Below are 17,898 nucleotides of genomic sequence, written 5' to 3' on the forward strand. Positions count from 1 at the left end.
AAATGACCTGGTCGATCATCGCGCGAGATCCTGCCACCGACCAGTTCGGCATCGCCGTTGCGACGCGTTTCTTCGCCGTGGGCGCGCGTGTCCCGTACATTGCCGCTGGACTCGGGGCAATCGCCACGCAGGCCTTGGTCAATCCCTATTACGGCATCGACGGCGTCAAGCTGCTGCGCGAAGGCCTCAATGCACACGACGTCATTGCCGCGCTGCTCGCTGCCGACGACGGCCGCGAAAGTCGCCAGACCCACATCATGGACGCGAGCGGCGCGATCGCCGCGCATACCGGGCGCGATTGTATCGACTGGTGCGGGCACATCGCGGGCAGCGGCTTCTCCATCGCCGGCAACATGCTTGCGGGCGCCGACGTGCTCGACGAGACCGCAAAGACCTACATCGCCAACGACAGCCTGCCCTTCCCGCGCCGTCTGCTCGCGGCCATGCGCGCAGGCGAAGCCGCCGGCGGTGACAAGCGCGGCAAGCAATCGGCGGCGCTGCTGATCCATGGTGAGGAGGAATGGCCGGCGTTGGACATTCGCGCCGACGATCATCCCGATCCGCTCGGGGAACTCGAACGGCTCGAGCGGGTCAGCCAGGAGCTCTGGGTGCACTTCCGCGCCTCCATGCCGACGCGGCAGAACCCGGCCGGCAACACCGATCGCAGCGTCATCGACGCCAGCATCAAAGCAGCCCGCGCAAGACAGTCATGAGCGCCAGTCCCCTCATCGAGATCACGGATCTGCGCATTCGCTTCCACGGCGACGATGGCCGTGTCACCCACGCGGTCGACTGCGTCGATCTCAGCGTCGCCAATGGCGCCACGCTCGGCCTCGTCGGCGAATCCGGCTGCGGCAAGAGCGTGACGTCGCTGGCGATCATGGGCTTGCTGCCGAAGCAAAGCGCGGAGATATCGGGTACGATCCGCTTCGAGGGGTTCGACCTGCTGAGCACCCCGGACCAGACCCTGCGCGACCTCCGCGGCAACCGTCTGGCGATGATCTTCCAGGAGCCGATGACCTCGCTCAACCCGAGCCTGACCATCGGCGACCAGATCATCGAGACGATCTTGCGCCATCGCGGCGGTTCGCGGCGCAGTGCGCGCGAGCGGACGATCGAGCTTCTGCGCCGCGTCCACATCCCCTCACCCGAGCGACGGATCGACGAATATCCGCACAAGCTCTCCGGCGGCATGCGCCAGCGCGTGATGATCGCGATGGCGCTGGCCTGCGATCCGCGCCTCTTGATTGCTGACGAGCCCACCACGGCGCTCGATGTCACCTTGCAGGCCCAGATTCTGGAGCTGATGCGGGAGTTGAAGGCGGCGAGCGGTGCCGCCATCATTCTGATCACGCATGATCTCGGCGTCGTCGCCGAGGTCTGCGACGAGGTCGCGGTGATGTATGCCGGCGAGATCGTCGAGCGCGCGCCGGTGGACGAATTGTTCTCGGCACCGCAGCATCCCTACACCGTCGGCCTGCTCGGCTCGATCCCGCGCCTCGACCATCGCGCCGAGGAGCTCGCGACGATCGAAGGCATGGTGCCGAACATGGCGCAGCCGCCCGCCGGCTGTCGCTTCGCCGCGCGCTGTCCGTTCGTGCTGGATGCCTGCACCAAGGCGCCGCCGCCATTGATCGAAGTCAGCCCCGGCCACCTGTCGCGCTGCATCCGCGCGCCGCTTGAACGTCTGGTGTCGTGATGGCACTGCTCGAGGTCGAAGGGCTGGTCAAGCATTTCGTCGCCGAACGCTCGCTGTTCGGCCGCGCTCGGGCGCACGTCAAGGCGGTCGATGGCGTCAGCTTCTCGCTCGAAGCCGGCAAGACGCTGGCCCTGGTCGGCGAATCCGGTTGCGGCAAATCCACCGTCAGTCGCCTGGTGCTGCGGCTGATCGAGCCGGATGCAGGTACGGTACGCTTTGACGGCCGTGATCTTCTCTCCCTGGACGCCAATGCACTCCGCGCCTTCCGCCGCGAAGCCCAAATCATCTTCCAGGACCCCTACGCCTCGCTCAATCCGCGCATGACGGTCGGCCAGATCCTGACCGAGCCGCTGGCGCTACACGATCTCGTGCCTCCCGCACAGCGGCGCGAGCGGGTCACCGAACTGCTGCGGCTGGTCGGGCTGGAGCCGCGGCTGGCGCAGCGCTATCCGCATGAATTCTCCGGCGGTCAGCGCCAGCGCATTGCCATCGCCCGTGCGCTCGCGGTCGAGCCGAAGCTGATCATCTGCGACGAGCCGGTCTCGGCGCTGGACGTCTCGATCCGCTCGCAGATCCTTAATCTGCTGCGCGAGCTCCAGGACCGGCTCGGCCTCGCCTACATCTTCGTCTCGCATGACCTCGCCGTGGTCAAGCACATCGCCGACCACGTGGCGGTGATGAATCTCGGCCAGATCGTCGAGACGGCGGAGGCCGACGCGCTCTTCGCAGCACCGCGCCATCCCTATAGCCGGGCGCTGTTGTCCGCGATCCCCCTGCCACAGCCGAAAGCGAAGCGAACGACGGTCCTATTGGCGGGCGAGATCCCTAGCGCGCTCAACCCGCCGGCCGGCTGCCGCTTCCATACGCGCTGCCCCTTCGTTATCGAGCGCTGTCGTACCGAGGCGCCGGAGCTCGTGGCCGACCGCGCGGGCCACGCCGCCGCCTGTCACCGTGTAAGCGAGCTGCCGTCTGCCGACGCCATCCTGCCGGCGGCCGGCGGGTTTTCGCCGGCACTTGCAAAATTGGTCGCGGCCTTCAGCCAAAAGACGGAAGGCGAAGCCGTCTCCGGGGTTGGTATACAAGACACCGCGCCCACAACGACGTAGTCGAAGCAATGGGGACTGTCCGATGAAGATGTTTCGCCGGGCCGCAACGGCCACCGCCTTCCTGCTGTCGGTCGTAACAGCACAAGCCCAAACCACGCTGCGCATCGGTCTTGCCGAGGATCCCGACATCCTCGATCCATCGATGGCACGCACCTATGTCGGCCGCATCGTGTTCTCCGCGTTCTGCGACAAGCTGTTCGACATCGACGAGAAGCTTAACATCGTGCCGCAGCTCGCGCTGTCCAGCGAAACGGCCGATGACGGCAAAGCGCTCGTCATCAAGCTCCGCCCCGGCGTGAAATTTCACGACGGCGAGCCGTTCGATGCCGAGGCCGCCAAGTTCTCGCTGGAGCGCCACCTGACCTTCCCGGGCTCCTTCCGCAAGCCGGAGCTGGCCTCGGTCGACCACATCGACGTCGTCGATCCCCTCACCATCAAGCTGGTGCTGAAGTCGCCGTTCTCGCCGCTGCTCGCGCAGCTCACCGATCGTGCCGGCATGATGGTGTCGCCGAAGGCGGCCAAGGAAGCCGGCGACAAGTTCGGCCTGCGTCCGGTCTGCGCCGGTCCCTACAAATTCGTCGAGCGCGTGCAGCAGGACCGCATCGTGTTCGAGAAGTTCGCCGACTACTGGAACAAGGACAACGTCTTCATCGACCGCATCGTGTTCCAGCCGATCGTCGATGCCACGGTGCGGCTCGCAAACCTGAAGTCCGGCGGCCTCGACCTGATCGAGCGGGTGCTCGCCACCGACCTCAAGGAGGTTCGCGCGGATTCGCGGCTGAAGGTCGCGACCGCCATCGAGCTGGGCTATCAGGGGGTCACCCTCAACATCGGCAAGGACAAGGCCAAAGGGCCGCTCAGCCAATCCGCCAAGGTGCGACAGGCGCTCGATCTCGCCATCGACCGCGAAGCGATCAACCAGGTCGTGTTCAACGGCGAGTTTCAGGTTGGCAATCAATGGGTCAATCCTGATCATCCGTATTATCAGAAATCCCTTCCGGTCCGTCCCCGCAATGTCGAGAAAGCCAAGGCGCTGCTGAAGGAAGCCGGTGTGACGCCGCCGGTCAGCGTCGACTTCCTGGTGCCGAAGGGCGCCGAGACGGAGACGCCGGCGCAGGTGATCCAGTCGATGGCGGCCGAAGCCGGCTTCGACATGAAGATTCGCCTCACCGAATTCGCGACCGGACTGAAGCAGGCGGAGGCCGGAGACTACCAGGCTTACATGCTCGCCTGGAGCGGCCGCGTCGATCCCGACGGCAACACCTACGTCTTCCTCCACAGCGGCGCGCCGCAGAACTACGGCGCGTGGAACAATGCACAGGCCGACAAGGCGCTGGAGGATGCGCGAGCGGTGACCGATTCCACCAAGCGCAAGGCCAGTTACGAAGCTCTGGCGAAACTGGTCCGGGAGGAAGAGCCGCTCCTTTACCTCTACCATCGCCGCATCATCATCGCGCACACGACCAAGCTCGAAGGTTACAGGCAGATGCCCGACGGCCTCGTGCGCGTGGTCGGCCTCAAGCTGAAGTGACGCCGAAAGGATGCTGAACTTCCTCGCCCGCCGCCTTGTCCAGATCGTGCCGACACTGTTCTTCGTGTCGGTGTTGATCTTCTCGCTGCAGCAATTGCTGCCGGGCGATCCCGCGCTGGTGATGGCGGGCGAAGAGCGCGATCCTGCGGTGATCGAGCAGATCCGGCATCAGTACCGGCTCGATCAGCCGATTCCCGTGCAGTATGCCTACTGGATCAAGGGCGTCCTGTCGGGCGATTTCGGCGAGTCGCTGCGCAACAAGATGCCGGTGCGCGAGCTGATCGCACAGAAGCTGCCGGTGACGCTACAGCTCGGCTCGATGGCGATCCTGATCGCGTTCTGCATCGGCATTCCCGCCGGCATCGTCGCGGCCGTGAAGAAAGGCACTGTCTGGGACTACGGCGCCAATTTCTTCGCGCTGTGGGGCATCTCCACGCCGAATTTCTGGCTCGGCATCATGCTGATCTTCCTGTTCTCGATCGAGCTCGGCTGGCTGCCGGCCTCGGGCTATGTGCCGCTCACCGAGAACTGGCGCGCGAGCCTGGCGGCCACCATCATGCCGGCCTTCGTGCTGGGCAACGCGATTGCCGCGATCCTGATGCGGCATACGCGCAGTGCCATGCTGCAGGTGCTGGAGAGCGACTATGTCCGCACCGCGCGCGCCAAGGGACTGTCGGAACGCTCGGTCATCCTCAAGCACGCGATGCGCAACGCACTGACGCCCATCATCACGCTCGGCGCGCTTGAGCTTGGCACGCTGCTGTCAGGTGCGGTGCTGACCGAGCAGATCTTCTCCATCCCCGGCTTCGGCAAGCTGATCGTGGACGCCGTTTTCAACCGCGACTATGCGGTCGTGCAGGGCGTGGTGCTGGTGACGGCCACGGTCTACATCACGCTGAATCTCGTTGCGGACGTCGCCTATATCCTCGTCAATCCGCGGCTACGGGGCTAGTGCCATGACTGACACGGCGCTCGCCAGCCCCGTCACGCAAGCTCACGAGCCGGACAGCCCGGCACGCCGCGCGCGGCGGCGTCTGTTCAAGCGCAAGGCCGCTGTATTTGGCCTCATGGTGATCATCGCGTTCATTCTTCTTGCGGTGCTTGCACCGATCGTCGTTCCCTATGATCCCGTCGCGACGAGCTGGAGCCTGGTGCGCAAGCCGCCGACCGCCGCGCACTGGTTTGGCACCGACGAGCTTGGCCGCGACATCCTGAGCCGCGTCATCTACGGCGCGCGCGCCTCGCTGCTCGCCGGTCTGATCTCGGTCGCGATCGCGCTCGGCATCGGCCTGCCGCTGGGCCTGCTCGCCGGCTATCGCGGCGGCTTCACCGATGCGCTGATCAGCCGGATCACCGACGCAATGCTCGCCTGCCCGTTCCTGATCCTGGCGATTGCGCTGGCGGCATTCCTCGGTCCGAGCCTCGGCAATGCCATGATCGCGATCGGCATCTCGGCGACCCCGATCTTCATCCGCCTGACCCGCGGCCAGGTGCTGAGCGTCAAGGCCGAGGACTATGTCGAGGCCGCGCGGGCACTCGGCAATCCACCGTGGCGGATCGCGTTCTCACACATCCTGCCGAACATCCTGCCGGCGCTGCTGGTGCAGGCGACACTGTCGATCGCGGCGGCCATCATCGCCGAAGCGGCGTTGTCCTTCCTCGGCCTCGGTCAGCAGCCGCCGGCACCGTCATGGGGCAGCATGCTCAATGCCGCACAGCGCTTCCTGACCCAGGCGCCCTGGATGGCGATCTGGCCGGGGCTTGCGATCTTCCTGGTGGTGCTGTCGCTGAACCTGCTCGGCGACGGCCTGCGCGACGCACTCGACCCGCGCCAGCGCTGAGTTTGGATCAACGTTGCCGCCCTACACCTCTCCCCGTCGGGGGAGAGGTCGGATTGCGCCTGGCGATGCAAAGCATCGTCCAGTGCAATCCGGGTGAGGGGCCGCAGCATTCAGTGAGACTGAAACCGCTCACCCGGATCGCATCTTTGATGCGATCCGACCTCTCCCTACGGGAGAGGTGAAGATCACCAGCCGATAGACCTCAAATCACCACCTCTCGCATCACGCGGCGGCAATCCATCTCATATTCGAGATCGACCACGGGAGGCCGGGCAAAATGCCAGGTCAGGCCGGAGCGCAGCGCGCCGCGACGGACCAGCTCATCGACCAGCGCGTGGTGGAAGTCGTGCACCGAATAGGCCTGCACGCCGGTCGTGTCCTTCCAGCCGAAGCCGAAGGCCCCCATCCGGTTCTCCATCTGCGACGTCGTGGTGAAGCGCACCTTCTCCCGCAGCCCTTCCGGGCTGAGGTCGCGGTAGCGCACCGTGCGCTCGACATAGGTCCCGCTGCCCTCGCGTGCCTCGGCGCCGCCGGCGATCACGAAGCTCGGCGCTGTCGAGCGGGTTGGGCGCGTGAAGGAGAATGCGTAGAATGACGGCTCGGACGGCGGATCGATCTCGGGGCAGACATTGCTGCGTGCCACCGGATTGGTGGTGCCGTCGAAGATGCCCCATTCCGACAGCGTCTTCACATAGTGCAGGTTGAACGCCCGAAAACCTTCCTCGCTGAAAGCCGCCGGCGAGCGCAATTCGCAGGCACAGAATGCCGTCAGCGGGCGCCCGGCCTGCTGGATGAACTTCGCCGCCAGCGCAAATCCTTCCGCAAGCGGCACCAGGCGGTCGAACCGAACGCGCTCGATCTCGTAGCCATCATCTGCGGCGGCACCCGCCGAGTACTGGAACACGGACGGAATGAAACGATAATTGCCGGCAGAGAACTCACGGATCATGACGGACTCCTATTCCAGTTGCATGCGAATGCCCTTGGCGCCGTTGAGCAGGCGTCTTAGGTGAAAGCCAGCCAAGGGATCGTCGGCGTGCATGCCGACCAGCGCGGCAAAGGCCGGCATGGCGGCGGCATCGCCGGCCTCCATCTTGGCAAAAGCCGCCGAATATAGCGCCGTCTCAGGCGCTTCGAATTTGGCCTGCGGCAGCGGTTCGAACGCGCGGAGCGGTTCGCTGCGTCCGCGCAGCATCAGCTCGCCTATGGGGCGGCCTTGGAAGTTTTCGGCCGACTTGGCGACGCTGGCGCTGACGCAAATGCGCGTTCCCAGATGCTTGTTGGCAGCCTCCAGCCGCGCCGCGATATTGATGGTGTCGCCGTAAGCGGTGTAGTCGAAGAAGCGATTGCCGCCGAAATTGCCGACCAGCGCCGGGCCTGCATGCACGCCGATCCGGGTGGTCCCGAAATTCACGCCTCTCGCCCTCCACCGCGCCGAGAAGTCCTCCGCCCAGGCGTCGAGATCATGGGCGCAGGCGACCGCACGCGTCGCATAATCCGGCTGGTCCCCCGGCGCATTGAAGAGCACCTGGATCGCATCGCCGATGATTTTCGTGACCGTTCCCTCATGCGCGAAGACGATCTCGGTCATGCCGCCGACATATTCATTGAGGAGCTCGCCGAGCATCTGGGGCGCCGCGCTCTCCACCAGCGACGTGAAGCCGGTGATGTCGGTGAAGATGGTCGCGACCTCGCGCCACTGCACCTCCATGCCGTCGCCGGCGACATCCGCCGCCAGGCGCCTGGCGATCTCCGGCGAGAAGAAGCGCGACAGCGAGGCGTGGGCGCGCTCGGCCTCCAGCTGGCGCCGCCGCACCTCGCGCAGCATCTCGACGTGGCGAATGGTTTTGTCGATCGTGGCTTCCAGATCGGCGAAATCGATCGGCTTGGTCAGGAAGTCGAATGCGCCGCGATTCATGGCGGTGCGGATGTTGCTCATGTCGCCATAGGCGGAGACGATAATGGTCGACTTCTTGTCCTCGGCCTCCTGGAGCTTCGCCAGCAGCGACAGTCCGTCCATCCTCGGCATGTTGATGTCGGAGACCACCATGTCGACATGCGGATTCTGCTCGAGCGATTGCAGCGCCTCGAGGCCGTCGCGCGCGAACATGATATCGATGCGCCCCTCCCGGATCTGCCTGCGGAATTTTTGCAGGATCAGCGCCTCGAGGTCCGGCTCGTCATCGACGAAGAGGATGGTCGCAGTCATGCGGCTTGCTCGAGCCTCGTGTCGATCTCCTGCCGCAGCAGTGCAAAGTCGATCGGCTTGGTCAGGAGCCCGACGGCGCCGCGCTCGATCGCCTTGCGGCGCGTTTCGGCGTCGCCATAGGCAGTGATCATGATGACGGGAACGTCCGGATGCGCGGCACGTACCTTCGGCAGCATGTCGAGCCCGCTCATGCCGGGCATGTTGATGTCCGATAGAATCAGGATCAGCGAGGGATCGCGAACCTCTGCGGCACGCTTGAGTGCATCGGGCGCAGAGGACGCAAATTCCATCTGGAAGCGTCCCGCGCGCAGCTCCCGCCGGAACTGCTGCCGGAACAGCGCCTCGACGTCGGGCTCGTCATCGACGACCAGGATGTAAACGTTCAAGTCTCGTCTCCAGTAGTTCCGCCTGCCGCCATCGTGCGCGGCAGTGTGATGATGAATTCGGTGAATACACCGGGCTCGGTGTTCACGTCGATCGTGCCGCCGTGCTGCTTCACGACGATGTCATGGCTCATGGAAAGGCCGAGCCCTGTACCCTCGCCGGCCGGCTTGGTGGTGAAGAAGGGATTGAACATCTTCTGCTTCACCTCGGGCGGAATCCCGGTGCCGTTGTCGCGGATCCGGATCTCGACCCTGTCGCCGAGGTTCTTCGTTGCCGCGCGCAAGGTCGGCTCGAACGCCTCGCCCGCGCTGTCCTTGCGCTTGGCAGTGGCATAGAAGCCGTTGGAGATCAGGTTGAGGAAGACGCGCGTGATCTCCTGCGGATAGATATCGACCATACCGGCGGCCGGATCGAGCTCGCGCTGAAGCGTGACGTTGAAGGCCGGCCTTTCGGCGCGCGCGCCGTGGTAGGCCAGATTGAGGCTCTCCTCCACGACTGCATTGATATCCACCGCGCGATGCTCGCCGGAGCCCTCGCGCGAATGCAGCAGCATGTTCCTGACGATGGAATCGGCGCGTTTGCCGTGCTGCACCACCTTCTCGAGATTGGCCCTGAGCATGCCGGTCAGCTCGTCGACCTCCTCCTTCGTCTTGCCATCGAGCGCGGCCGACTGCAGGGTCTCCTTGAGCTCGTCGATCAGCTCGGTCGACACCGCGGAGAAGTTGTTGACGAAATTGAGCGGGTTCTTGATCTCGTGGGCGATGCCCGCCGTGAGCTGGCCGAGGGAGGCGAGCTTCTCGGTCTGGATCAGGCGGTCCTGGGCAGCGCGGAGGTCGTCGAGCGACTGCGACAACTCTCTGGTACGTTCCTGGACCTCCTCGAACAATCGGACATTCTCGATCGCGATAAGGGCCTGGTCTGCGAAGGTCGTGGCGAGTTCGATCTGCTTCGCGCTGAACGGCCGCACCTCGTGTCGTGTCAGAACGAATACCCCGATCGGTGCCCCCTCTCGAAGCAGGGGCACACCCAGCATCGTACGCACGTTGGCGCGCCTTCGGGCGGACGAGGGCGCATATTCCGGGTCGGCCTGCACATCCGGGACATGAACCGTCTTACCGTCGAGCAGCGTGCGGCCGACCACACTTCCGCGTTCAGGTACGGACGCGAATGTCCGAAGCTTGTTTTCCTGTTCCGCGTCGAGTCCGCAACTTGCCGCCAAATAGAAAACGCCATCGTTGGGGCGGAAAATCGTCCCCTCGTCCGCGTCACACAAGCGAGCTGCCGAGCCAACAAGCGTGTTCAGCACGGCTTGCAGGTCGAACGCCGAACGGCTGATAACTTTCAACACGTCGGCGGTCGCAGTCTGCTGCTGCAGGGACTCGCTCAATTCCGCTGTGCGCCGTTCGACCTTGTTTTCGAGGTCGGCATAGGATTCCTGCAAGCGCGCGCCCATCTCGTTGAACTGGTTGGCGAGGCCTTCGAGTTCGTCGCCGGTTTTGATCGAGATGCGCTGGGAGAAGTCGCCGCCGCCGATGCGCTCCGCGCCGCTGCGCAGCGCCTGGATCGGCCCGACCATGCGGCGCGCGAGAAAGATCCCCGCAAGCACCGCGAAAATCGAAGCCGCCAGCAGCACGATCGCGAGCCGCTGCAACGAGGCATAAAGCGCGGCGTAGGCCTCTTCGACAGGAAGCTCTACGAACATGGTCCAGCCCAGCGGCGCGATCGGGGCCGATGCGGTCAACACCTTCTGCCCCTGGATATTGCGCGCTTCGGGAAGCGCGTCGGAGGTGGGGCCACTGCCGGCCTGCGCGGCGCGCACTTGCGCGAGACCCGACATGTCGGTGTTGCGTAGGACCAGGCTGATATCGGGATGCGCGATCAGGCGCCCTTCGGGGCCAACCACATAGGCATGCCCGTGCTCGCCGACCTTGATTTGCGACACGACGTCCCAGATCAGCTTGAGATTGACCTCGGCGATGCTGACGCCGGCATCTTTGCGCGCGCCGCCCAGCGCCAGCGTCATGTAGGGCTCGGACTCCCGGCGGAAATAGACAGGTCCATAATAGACCTTGTGTGCGAGCGCTTCGGTGAATTTCGGATCGTTCGACAGGTCGATCCCGCTGTCGATCGCATTCATCGCCAGCCGCGAGACGCGCAACCGCTCCTTGCCGGTCGAATCCACCTGGGCGAGCTCGGTGACGGCAGGCACTTGGCGGAGCAGCCGCAGCGCGTCGAAGCGGCGCTGCTCGATCGAGCCCCCCGACCAGGGCAGTTGCGTGGTCCAGCCGAGCTGGCTCTCGATCTCCTTGACGAACTGGCCGATCTTGGCCGCGGCTGCCTCGGCCTGCTCGTGCTGGACCCGGATCAGCGAGGCCTTGTGCTCACGATAATAGAAGAAGACCTCGAACAGGCCGTTGGCGAGCAGCGCGACGGCGACCACTGCCACGAACAGCGCAACATATTTGGTGAACAGCCGGGTCCTGATCCCGCGGCCCGCCGCTTCGCCGGACGCGCCCTCCCCCGGCGCCGCGCTCGGCAGCGTCCTGGCTTGCGGGGTGTCGGGATGGAGGGAAAGGCTCATCCCTCGGAACCTAGCAAGAAGACCGGACCTTGTCTCTCGCAAGCGCGGGAACGGACTCTTTGCTGGAGCCGAGAACGAAAAAGGGCGGCAATGGAGGTTAACCCATTGCCGCCCTCTGGATTCGCTCGGATGGGCCTCAGGTCGGCCGCAGGGCCTTGTCGGAGCCGAGGTCGAGATCGGCCACCTGCTTGTTCCGCTCCGAATCGGCCGCCGCGCGATGGTCGGTCGCCAGCACCACATAGACCGCCGGCAGCACGAACAGCGTGAACAGCGTGCCGATCGACATGCCGGCGACGACGACCAGACCGATCGAGAAGCGGCTGGCCGCGCCCGCGCCGGTCGCGGTCAGGAGCGGGATCAGGCCCGTCACCATCGCTGCCGTGGTCATCAGGATCGGCCGCAGGCGGATGCGGGCCGACATCTCGATGGCCGAGCGGCGGTCGAGCCGCTCATTGACCTGGAGTTCGTTGGCGAACTCCACCATCAGGATGCCGTGCTTGGTGATCAGGCCGACCAGGGTGAGCAGACCGACCTGGGTGTAGATGTTCATCGTCGCCGCGCCGAAGAACAGCGGGATCAGCGCACCGACGATCGCCATCGGCACCGAGATCATGATCACCAGCGGGTCGCGCAGACTCTCGAACTGCGCCGCCAGCACCAGGAAGATGATGATCAGCGCGAAGCCGAAGGTGATCGCGAGCTGGTTGCCTTCCTGTACGTATTGCCTGCTATCGGCCAGATAGTCGTGGCTGAAGCCTTGCGGCAGCTTCTTGGCCTCGCCTTCGAGGAAGTCGACCGCCGCACCAACGGTCACGCCGGGCATCGGCACGGCCGAGAACGTCGCCGAATTGAGCTGATTATAGTGGGTCAGCGAATTCGGGTCGGTCTTGGTCTCGATCGACACCACCGTCGACAGCGGGAACTGCTGACCGGTGTTGGTCGTCACATAGTAGCCGCCGAGCGATTCCGGCGACAGACGCTTGCCGCGTGGCACCTGCGGGATCACCTGGTAGGAGCGGCCCTCGAGGTTGAAGCGGTTGATGTAGTTGCCGCCAAGCAGCACCGCGAGCGTAGAGCCGAGGTTCTGCATGTTGACGCCGAGGTCCTGCGCCTTGGTACGGTCGATCGTGACCTTCACGTTCGGCTGGTTGAAGTTAAGATCGCTGTCGGAGACGATGAACATGCCGCTCTTGCGCGCGGCGTCCTTCAGCTTCTCCATCTGCTCATAGACCGTCTGGAATCCGGCGGTGGAGTTGATCACCATCTGAATCGGGAGACCACCCGGTCCGCCCGGCAGCGGCGGCAGGTTGAAGGCGAAGGCCTGCACGCCCTCGATCTTGGAGAGCTCGGCCTGCACCAGCGGCTTCAGCTGGATCGACGAACGCTTGCGCTCGTCCCAGGGCTTCAAGAGCATGCCGGCGATGCCACCCTGCGGACCGTTGATGCCGTTCAGCACGAAACGCAGATCGGTCTCGGGGAATTTCTGGAATTCCTTGTCAAGCTTCTCGCCATAGAAATCGACATAGTCGATGTTGGCGTATTTCGGCGCCTTGGTCACCGCGAACACGATGCCCTGGTCTTCCTCAGGCGCCAGCTCCTTCGAGGTGTGCATGTAGAGGAAGCCGACCAGGCCGAGGATCGTCACCGCGAACAGGCCGGTGATGGCCTTGTAGTCCAGCGAGCGGTCGAGCTTGCGCCCGTACCATCGCGTGATTGCGCCGAACACTCGGTTCACGAGCTTGGCGAAGCGGCCCTCTTCGGTGTTCTTCAGCAACACCGAGCACATCATCGGCGACAGCGTCAGCGCGATTACGCCCGACACGATCACCGAGCCGGCCAGGGTGAAGGCGAATTCGCGGAACAGCGAACCGGTGAGACCGCCAAGGAAGCCGATCGGCGCGTACACGGCCGCGAGCGTGATGGTCATCGAGATGACGGGGCCGACGATTTCGCGCGCGCCTTGCAGCGACGCCTGAACCGGCGTCTTACCCTCCTCAAGGTGGCGGTGGATGTTCTCCACCACGACGATGGCGTCGTCGACCACGAGGCCGATCGCGAGCACCATCGCGAGCAGGGTCAGGAGGTTGAAGCTGAAGCCCAGCGCCAGCATCAGGGTGCAGACGCCGATCATCGATAGCGGGATCGTGACGACGGGAATGATGACCGAGCGGAGCGAGGCGAGGAACAGGAAGATGACCACGATCACGATGATCACGGCTTCACCCAACGTCTTCTCCACCTCGTCGATCGAGGATTGGATGAACTTGGTCGAGTCGTAGGCGACCTTCATCTTCATCGACGGAGGCAAATTGCGTTCGAGCTCAGGGAATAGCGCGCGCACGCCCTTGACCAACGTCAGCGGGTTGCCCTGCGGCGTTGCTTGCACGCCGATGAAGATCGCATGCTCGCCGTTGAAGGCGACACTCGCGTCGGTGCTTTGGGCCGCAAGTTCGACGGTGGCGATGTCCTCCATCCGCACGAAGCCGCCGTCCTTGGCCTTGACGATCATCTTCTTGAACTGGTTGACGTCAGTCAGGCCCGTATTCGTCGAGACGTTCGAGACGATGAGATAGCCCTTGGCCTGGCCCGCCGCAGACTGGAAGTTGTTGGCAGTGATCGCGGCGGCGACGTCGGCCGGCGACACGTTGCGGCCGGCCATCTTCACGGGATCAAGCCACAGCCGCATCGCGAAGGTCTGACCACCAAGAATGTCGGCTGAGGCCACGCCGTCGACGGTCGACAGCACCGGCTGCACCACGCGCGTCAGATAATCCGAAATCGCCGAGCCCGATAGCTCCTCGGACGAGAAGCCGAGATACATCACGGCCGTGGTCTGGCCCGTGGTCTTGGTGACGATCGGGTCGTTGGATTCCTTCGGGATCAGGTATTTGACCGAGTTGGTCTTGGCCAGCACCTCGGTGAGCGCCTGGTTCGGATCGAAGTTCAGCTTGATGTAGACCTGGATCGTCGAGGTGCCGAGCACCGAGGACGAGGTGATGTAGTCGACGCCCTCGGCGGAAGCGACCGCCTGCTCGATCGGCGTCGTGATGAAGCCCTGGATCAGGTCCGCGGATGCGCCGGGATAGACGGTCGTGATGTTGATGACCGTGTTCGACAGCTTCGGATACTGCCGGATCGGCAGCACCATCGCCGCACGCAGACCGATCAGCAGGATCAATAGGCTGACGACGACCGACAGGACCGGTCGCTTGATGAAAATATCGGTAAAGGCCATCGCGGCGATCTCGATTTCTATGTCTCAAGAGGCGTGATCCGGCCGAGCCGGATCACGTGAATGTATTTGTCAGTAGCGCGGCGGCTGCGCCGGGATTGCCGGGGCCGGATCGGTCGAGATCGACACCGGCGCGCCCGATTGCAGCTTGAGCTGGCCCACGGCGACGACCTTGTCGCCCGGCTTCAGGCCCTTGACGATCTCGACGCGACCTTCGACCCGGTTGCCGGTCTGCACGAAGGTGCGCACCGCGGAGAGGCTGGTCTTGCCGTCCTCTTCCTTCTTCTCGGTGATCACGAACACCGAGTCGCCGTACAGCGTGTAGTCGACCGCCGTCTCCGGCACGGTGATCACGGCCGGCTTGTCTGGCAGCACCACCGTGGTGGTCACGAACATGCCCGGCTTCAGGATCCTCTCCGGATTGGCAATCGTCGCCTGCACGCGGATGTTGCGGGTGTCGGTCGAGATTTGCGGCTCGATCGTGGTGATCTTGCCCTCGAAGGTGCGGCCCGGATAGGCGTCGACCTTCAACCGCACCACCTGTCCAACCTTGAGGCTGCCGGAATCCTTTTCCGTCACCGTGAAGTTGGCCCACAGCTCCGACAAATCGGTCAGCGACACGATGGCGGTGCCGGCCGTCAGATACTGGCCGACCTCGACCTTGCGCATGCCGAGATCGCCGGAGAACGGCGCGCGCACCAGCTTCTGCGAGATCAGCGCCTCGGTCTTGGCGATGCCCGCCTGCGCCTGGTCGTAGGCGGCCTGCGCCTGGTCGACGGTCGCCTGCGGGCCGAACTGACGCGAGGCCAGCTGCTTGGCGCGGTCGAGCGACAGCTGGGCGACGGTCGCCTGCGCCTTGTAGTTGGCGAGATCGCCCTGCTCGGGCGTGTCGAACAGCTGCACCAGCGGCGTGCCGGCTTCGACACGCGTGCCCGGCTCGAACTTGATTTCGGTGACGCGACCGTTGACGTCGGCGGAGACGTCGACCTGGTGCACGGCGGCAAGGCCGCCGACCGCGGTGAGCAGGTTCGGCACCACTTCGGACTTCGCCTCGGCCGCGCTGACGGCGACCGGCGGCGGCTTGTTGTTGGCGAAGAACTGCTTGATCATCTGGCCGCGGAAATAATTGAACCAGACGAGGCCACCGACGAGCACGGCCAGAAGCGTGCCGACGATGATGAACCAGCGCACCGGCCTGACCGGACGCTTCGGCGCTTTGTCGATCGGTTCGCCCGAAATCTTGTGTTCGGCTACGATGTTCATGTCATGCACTTTCTGCAATTGCCGTCTTGCCGGCACCGGCCGCCTGATTGTGGCCCAGATGCGAAGCAATTGCGGCGTCGTTAAGTCCGATACCCCTCAGGAGAAACTCACAGAGCTGCCGCTCCAGATCGTTTGCCTTGCCGTATGCAAGACAGGGCGCGGCCGGCAGCCTGGTCAGCGCCGCGGTCATCACCGAATGATGCGCGAACCAGAACAGGTTGAGCGGATCGCCAGTGCACGGCCGCGCGTCCCCGGCCGCAATCGCGCGCTCGAGCGAAGTGACGAAGACAGCCCCGATCAGCGTCTCGATCTTGGCATATAGCAAACGGGCGAATTCACCATCATCCAAATGGCTCGTGGCCATCAACCGCAGGCGCTGCGCCTCTTCCTGGTCGGGCCCGTCCGCGATCGCGAGGAAATGCTGGACCATGCCGCGGATCAGCTCGACCAGGGTAGCCGTCGATGGCTCCCGTTCGAGCAAGTCCATTAGGGCCGGATCGGCCTCGCATTCGTCGCTCAGGATCTCGGCGTAGAGCGCCGCCTTGGACGGGAAATGCTTGAACAGCAGCGCCTCGGAAATGGCAGCGGCGGCCGCCACGCTCTTGGTCGTGGTGCCGTTATAGCCGTGTCGGGCAAAGCAGCGTTTCGCGGCACCGAGGATCAATTGACGCCTCAGGTCGCTCGTCATACGCAATGAACTCATGCTAGTGAGTAAGCACTCACCCACGCAGAAGTCAAGCAATATGTTGCAACGCAACCTCTAGATTCAGTAGAAATTGGCTAGAATACACGGCGCACGAGCAGAACGGGACGCCGGGCAAGGCTGACCCTAGATCGGCTGGAAGCCCAGGTCGCGACGGATCCGGTTGACGATGTAGGTCCCGTCCCGGGTCGGCAAGATCCGCTCGACGCTCGCGCTGTCGATCTTCACATTGGCAAAGCGGGGGCCCACGGAGACGTCGTGGACGGCCTTTGCGAAGGCCTCGACCTCGGCCATGGTCGTGACGGCCCGGCTGTCCTCGATGCCGCAGGCCCTGGCGATGCCGACGAGGTCGGCGGCCGCGGAGGTGTGGCTGGTCTGGCCGCCGGTCTCGCCATAGGCCTCGTTGTCGAGCACGACGATGGAGAGATTGGCCGGCTTTTGCAGGCCGATGGTGGCGAGGCTGCCCATGCCCATCAGCATCTCGCCGTCACCGGTGATGACCAGCACCGGCAGCTTTGGCTGCGCCAGTGCGAGCCCGAGCCCGATCATCGCAGCGCCCCCCATACCGCCCCAGAGATAGAAGTTGCGCGCGTGGTCGCCGGCCGCGCACATGTCGTTGGTGGAGGCACCTAAGCCGCCGATCGCAACGACGTCCTTGCGGTCCGCGAGCAGCGTGGACACCACCTGGCGGCGGTCGAGGAGATTGGCCTTGCTCATTTGGTGAAAACCTTGGCGCCGATCAGGCGCTGCGACAACAGGACGGCGGTGGGGGTGAGCGCGTTGTAGGCCTGCGCTGCGGCCGCCTCCAACACGGCCGGCACCTCGGCCGCGTTCGAGGCGCGCAGCACCTTGACCCCGGAGAGCTCGAACACGCCCTGCGTGGTCGATCCCATCGGCACCTGCCACGGATTGAACTCGCCCCACTCGCCGCGCATGGTGACGAGCGTGAGGAAGGGAAAGCGCAGGATCGGGATCAGCGACAGCATGTTGATGCAATTGCCGACGCCGCTCGACTGCATCAGCAACACGCCGCGCTGTCCGCCCGCCCAGGCGCCAGCGAGAAGTGCCACGCCCTCCTCCTCCGTCGTCAGCGCAATGCCGCGCATCGTGGAGGAGGCCAGCACGCGCTGGATCAGCTTCGAGTGACCGGCGTCGGGCACGTACGGCACCTGCCGGACGTCGAAGCGCTGCAATGTCGCGAAAATATCGTCGGGCCAATTCGGGGCCGTGTCGGGAGCGTCAGCGCGCGCGTGCATTTTCCTGTCCGGTCGGCTAGCAAAGACGGCGCGACTGTAGACGCATGCGTGCGTCGATCAGAACAACAAAAACGGCATATCGGCTTTAACCGG

The 17,898-nt window shown here is 64.5% G+C and carries 15 protein-coding genes; 6 read left to right on the top strand and 9 right to left on the bottom strand.

Annotated features, from left to right (window positions below):
• The first annotated feature begins 2 nt into the window (after positions 1-2).
• From AAE027_RS01395 to AAE027_RS01420, 6 genes are read left to right on the top strand one after another with little or no spacing between them, the layout of a single operon-like run.
• The gene (locus tag AAE027_RS01395) at positions 3-713 is read left to right on the top strand and encodes a DUF1028 domain-containing protein (protein WP_370985107.1); all 711 of its coding nucleotides are present in this window, start codon (positions 3-5) and stop codon (positions 711-713) included.
• A complete protein-coding gene (locus tag AAE027_RS01400; protein WP_091891572.1) occupies positions 710-1,699 on the top strand; it encodes an ABC transporter ATP-binding protein in 990 nt (329 codons plus the stop codon). The genes AAE027_RS01395 and AAE027_RS01400 overlap by 4 nt, the downstream gene beginning before the upstream one ends.
• Positions 1,699-2,805: an ABC transporter ATP-binding protein gene (locus AAE027_RS01405; RefSeq protein ID WP_176945757.1), complete on the top strand. Its 1,107-nt coding sequence runs from the start codon at positions 1,699-1,701 to the stop codon at positions 2,803-2,805. Before AAE027_RS01400 ends, AAE027_RS01405 begins: the two co-directional genes overlap by 1 nt.
• A 22-nt stretch (positions 2,806-2,827) precedes the next feature.
• The gene (locus AAE027_RS01410) at positions 2,828-4,336 is read left to right on the top strand and encodes an ABC transporter substrate-binding protein (protein ID WP_370985106.1); all 1,509 of its coding nucleotides are present in this window, start codon (positions 2,828-2,830) and stop codon (positions 4,334-4,336) included.
• 10 nt (positions 4,337-4,346) lie between these two features.
• A complete protein-coding gene (locus tag AAE027_RS01415) occupies positions 4,347-5,288 on the top strand; it encodes an ABC transporter permease (protein ID WP_091891577.1) in 942 nt (313 codons plus the stop codon).
• Positions 5,289-5,292: 4 nt separating this feature from the next.
• Positions 5,293-6,177 (top strand): ABC transporter permease, encoded by an 885-nt coding sequence (locus tag AAE027_RS01420; protein WP_370985105.1) that lies wholly within the window; start codon positions 5,293-5,295, stop codon positions 6,175-6,177.
• A gap of 202 nt (positions 6,178-6,379) precedes the next feature.
• On the opposite strand, the gene cnbZ is transcribed toward AAE027_RS01420, so the two are convergent.
• The 9 genes from cnbZ to AAE027_RS01465 all read right to left on the bottom strand — a co-directional run bounded on the left by cnbZ (position 6,380) and on the right by AAE027_RS01465 (position 17,805).
• Positions 6,380-7,126 carry a 2-amino-5-chloromuconate deaminase CnbZ gene (gene cnbZ, locus AAE027_RS01425; RefSeq protein ID WP_249760459.1) on the bottom strand — a complete coding sequence of 249 codons (747 nt, stop codon included), beginning with the start codon at positions 7,124-7,126 and terminating at the stop codon, positions 6,380-6,382.
• A gap of 9 nt (positions 7,127-7,135) precedes the next feature.
• A complete protein-coding gene (locus AAE027_RS01430; protein WP_370985104.1) occupies positions 7,136-8,386 on the bottom strand; it encodes an adenylate/guanylate cyclase domain-containing protein in 1,251 nt (416 codons plus the stop codon).
• On the bottom strand, positions 8,383-8,772 hold the full coding sequence (locus AAE027_RS01435) for a response regulator (protein WP_018315558.1): 390 nt from the start codon (positions 8,770-8,772) through the stop codon (positions 8,383-8,385). The genes AAE027_RS01430 and AAE027_RS01435 overlap by 4 nt, the downstream gene beginning before the upstream one ends.
• On the bottom strand, positions 8,769-11,351 hold the full coding sequence (locus AAE027_RS01440; RefSeq protein WP_370985103.1) for a sensor histidine kinase: 2,583 nt from the start codon (positions 11,349-11,351) through the stop codon (positions 8,769-8,771). Before AAE027_RS01440 ends, AAE027_RS01435 begins: the two co-directional genes overlap by 4 nt.
• A 136-nt stretch (positions 11,352-11,487) precedes the next feature.
• Positions 11,488-14,586: a MexW/MexI family multidrug efflux RND transporter permease subunit gene (locus AAE027_RS01445; protein ID WP_370985102.1), complete on the bottom strand. Its 3,099-nt coding sequence runs from the start codon at positions 14,584-14,586 to the stop codon at positions 11,488-11,490.
• 69 nt (positions 14,587-14,655) lie between these two features.
• Positions 14,656-15,846, bottom strand: coding sequence for an efflux RND transporter periplasmic adaptor subunit (locus tag AAE027_RS01450; protein ID WP_370985101.1), 1,191 nt, complete (start codon positions 15,844-15,846; stop codon positions 14,656-14,658).
• A 1-nt stretch (position 15,847) separates the two neighbouring features.
• Complete coding sequence (locus AAE027_RS01455) at positions 15,848-16,534, bottom strand: TetR/AcrR family transcriptional regulator (RefSeq protein ID WP_176945764.1); 687 nt, start codon at positions 16,532-16,534, stop codon at positions 15,848-15,850.
• 141 nt (positions 16,535-16,675) lie between these two features.
• On the bottom strand, positions 16,676-17,266 hold the full coding sequence (locus AAE027_RS01460) for a thiamine pyrophosphate-dependent enzyme (protein WP_370985100.1): 591 nt from the start codon (positions 17,264-17,266) through the stop codon (positions 16,676-16,678).
• On the bottom strand, positions 17,263-17,805 hold the full coding sequence (locus tag AAE027_RS01465; protein ID WP_091891605.1) for a phosphonopyruvate decarboxylase: 543 nt from the start codon (positions 17,803-17,805) through the stop codon (positions 17,263-17,265). The genes AAE027_RS01460 and AAE027_RS01465 overlap by 4 nt, the downstream gene beginning before the upstream one ends.
• Positions 17,806-17,898 lie beyond the last annotated feature (93 nt).

It is taken from the genome of Bradyrhizobium sp. DN3, from assembly GCF_041357655.1.
Lineage (GTDB): Bacteria > Pseudomonadota > Alphaproteobacteria > Rhizobiales > Xanthobacteraceae > Bradyrhizobium.

Excerpts from the sequence above, each read along its gene's own strand:
- AAE027_RS01405 (WP_176945757.1), top strand. The coding sequence starts at position 1,699 with ATGGCACTGCTCGAGGTCGAAGGGCTGGTCAAGCATTTCGTCGCCGAA.
- AAE027_RS01430 (WP_370985104.1), bottom strand. The coding sequence starts at position 8,386 with ATGACTGCGACCATCCTCTTCGTCGATGACGAGCCGGACCTCGAGGCG.
- AAE027_RS01420 (WP_370985105.1), top strand. The coding sequence starts at position 5,293 with ATGACTGACACGGCGCTCGCCAGCCCCGTCACGCAAGCTCACGAGCCG.
- AAE027_RS01460 (WP_370985100.1), bottom strand. The coding sequence starts at position 17,266 with ATGAGCAAGGCCAATCTCCTCGACCGCCGCCAGGTGGTGTCCACGCTG.
- AAE027_RS01465 (WP_091891605.1), bottom strand. The coding sequence starts at position 17,805 with ATGCACGCGCGCGCTGACGCTCCCGACACGGCCCCGAATTGGCCCGAC.
- AAE027_RS01440 (WP_370985103.1), bottom strand. The coding sequence starts at position 11,351 with ATGAGCCTTTCCCTCCATCCCGACACCCCGCAAGCCAGGACGCTGCCG.
- AAE027_RS01445 (WP_370985102.1), bottom strand. The coding sequence starts at position 14,586 with ATGGCCTTTACCGATATTTTCATCAAGCGACCGGTCCTGTCGGTCGTC.
- AAE027_RS01410 (WP_370985106.1), top strand. The coding sequence starts at position 2,828 with ATGAAGATGTTTCGCCGGGCCGCAACGGCCACCGCCTTCCTGCTGTCG.
- AAE027_RS01400 (WP_091891572.1), top strand. The coding sequence starts at position 710 with ATGAGCGCCAGTCCCCTCATCGAGATCACGGATCTGCGCATTCGCTTC.
- cnbZ (WP_249760459.1), bottom strand. The coding sequence starts at position 7,126 with ATGATCCGTGAGTTCTCTGCCGGCAATTATCGTTTCATTCCGTCCGTG.
- AAE027_RS01415 (WP_091891577.1), top strand. The coding sequence starts at position 4,347 with ATGCTGAACTTCCTCGCCCGCCGCCTTGTCCAGATCGTGCCGACACTG.
- AAE027_RS01395 (WP_370985107.1), top strand. The coding sequence starts at position 3 with ATGACCTGGTCGATCATCGCGCGAGATCCTGCCACCGACCAGTTCGGC.
- AAE027_RS01455 (WP_176945764.1), bottom strand. The coding sequence starts at position 16,534 with ATGACGAGCGACCTGAGGCGTCAATTGATCCTCGGTGCCGCGAAACGC.
- AAE027_RS01450 (WP_370985101.1), bottom strand. The coding sequence starts at position 15,846 with ATGAACATCGTAGCCGAACACAAGATTTCGGGCGAACCGATCGACAAA.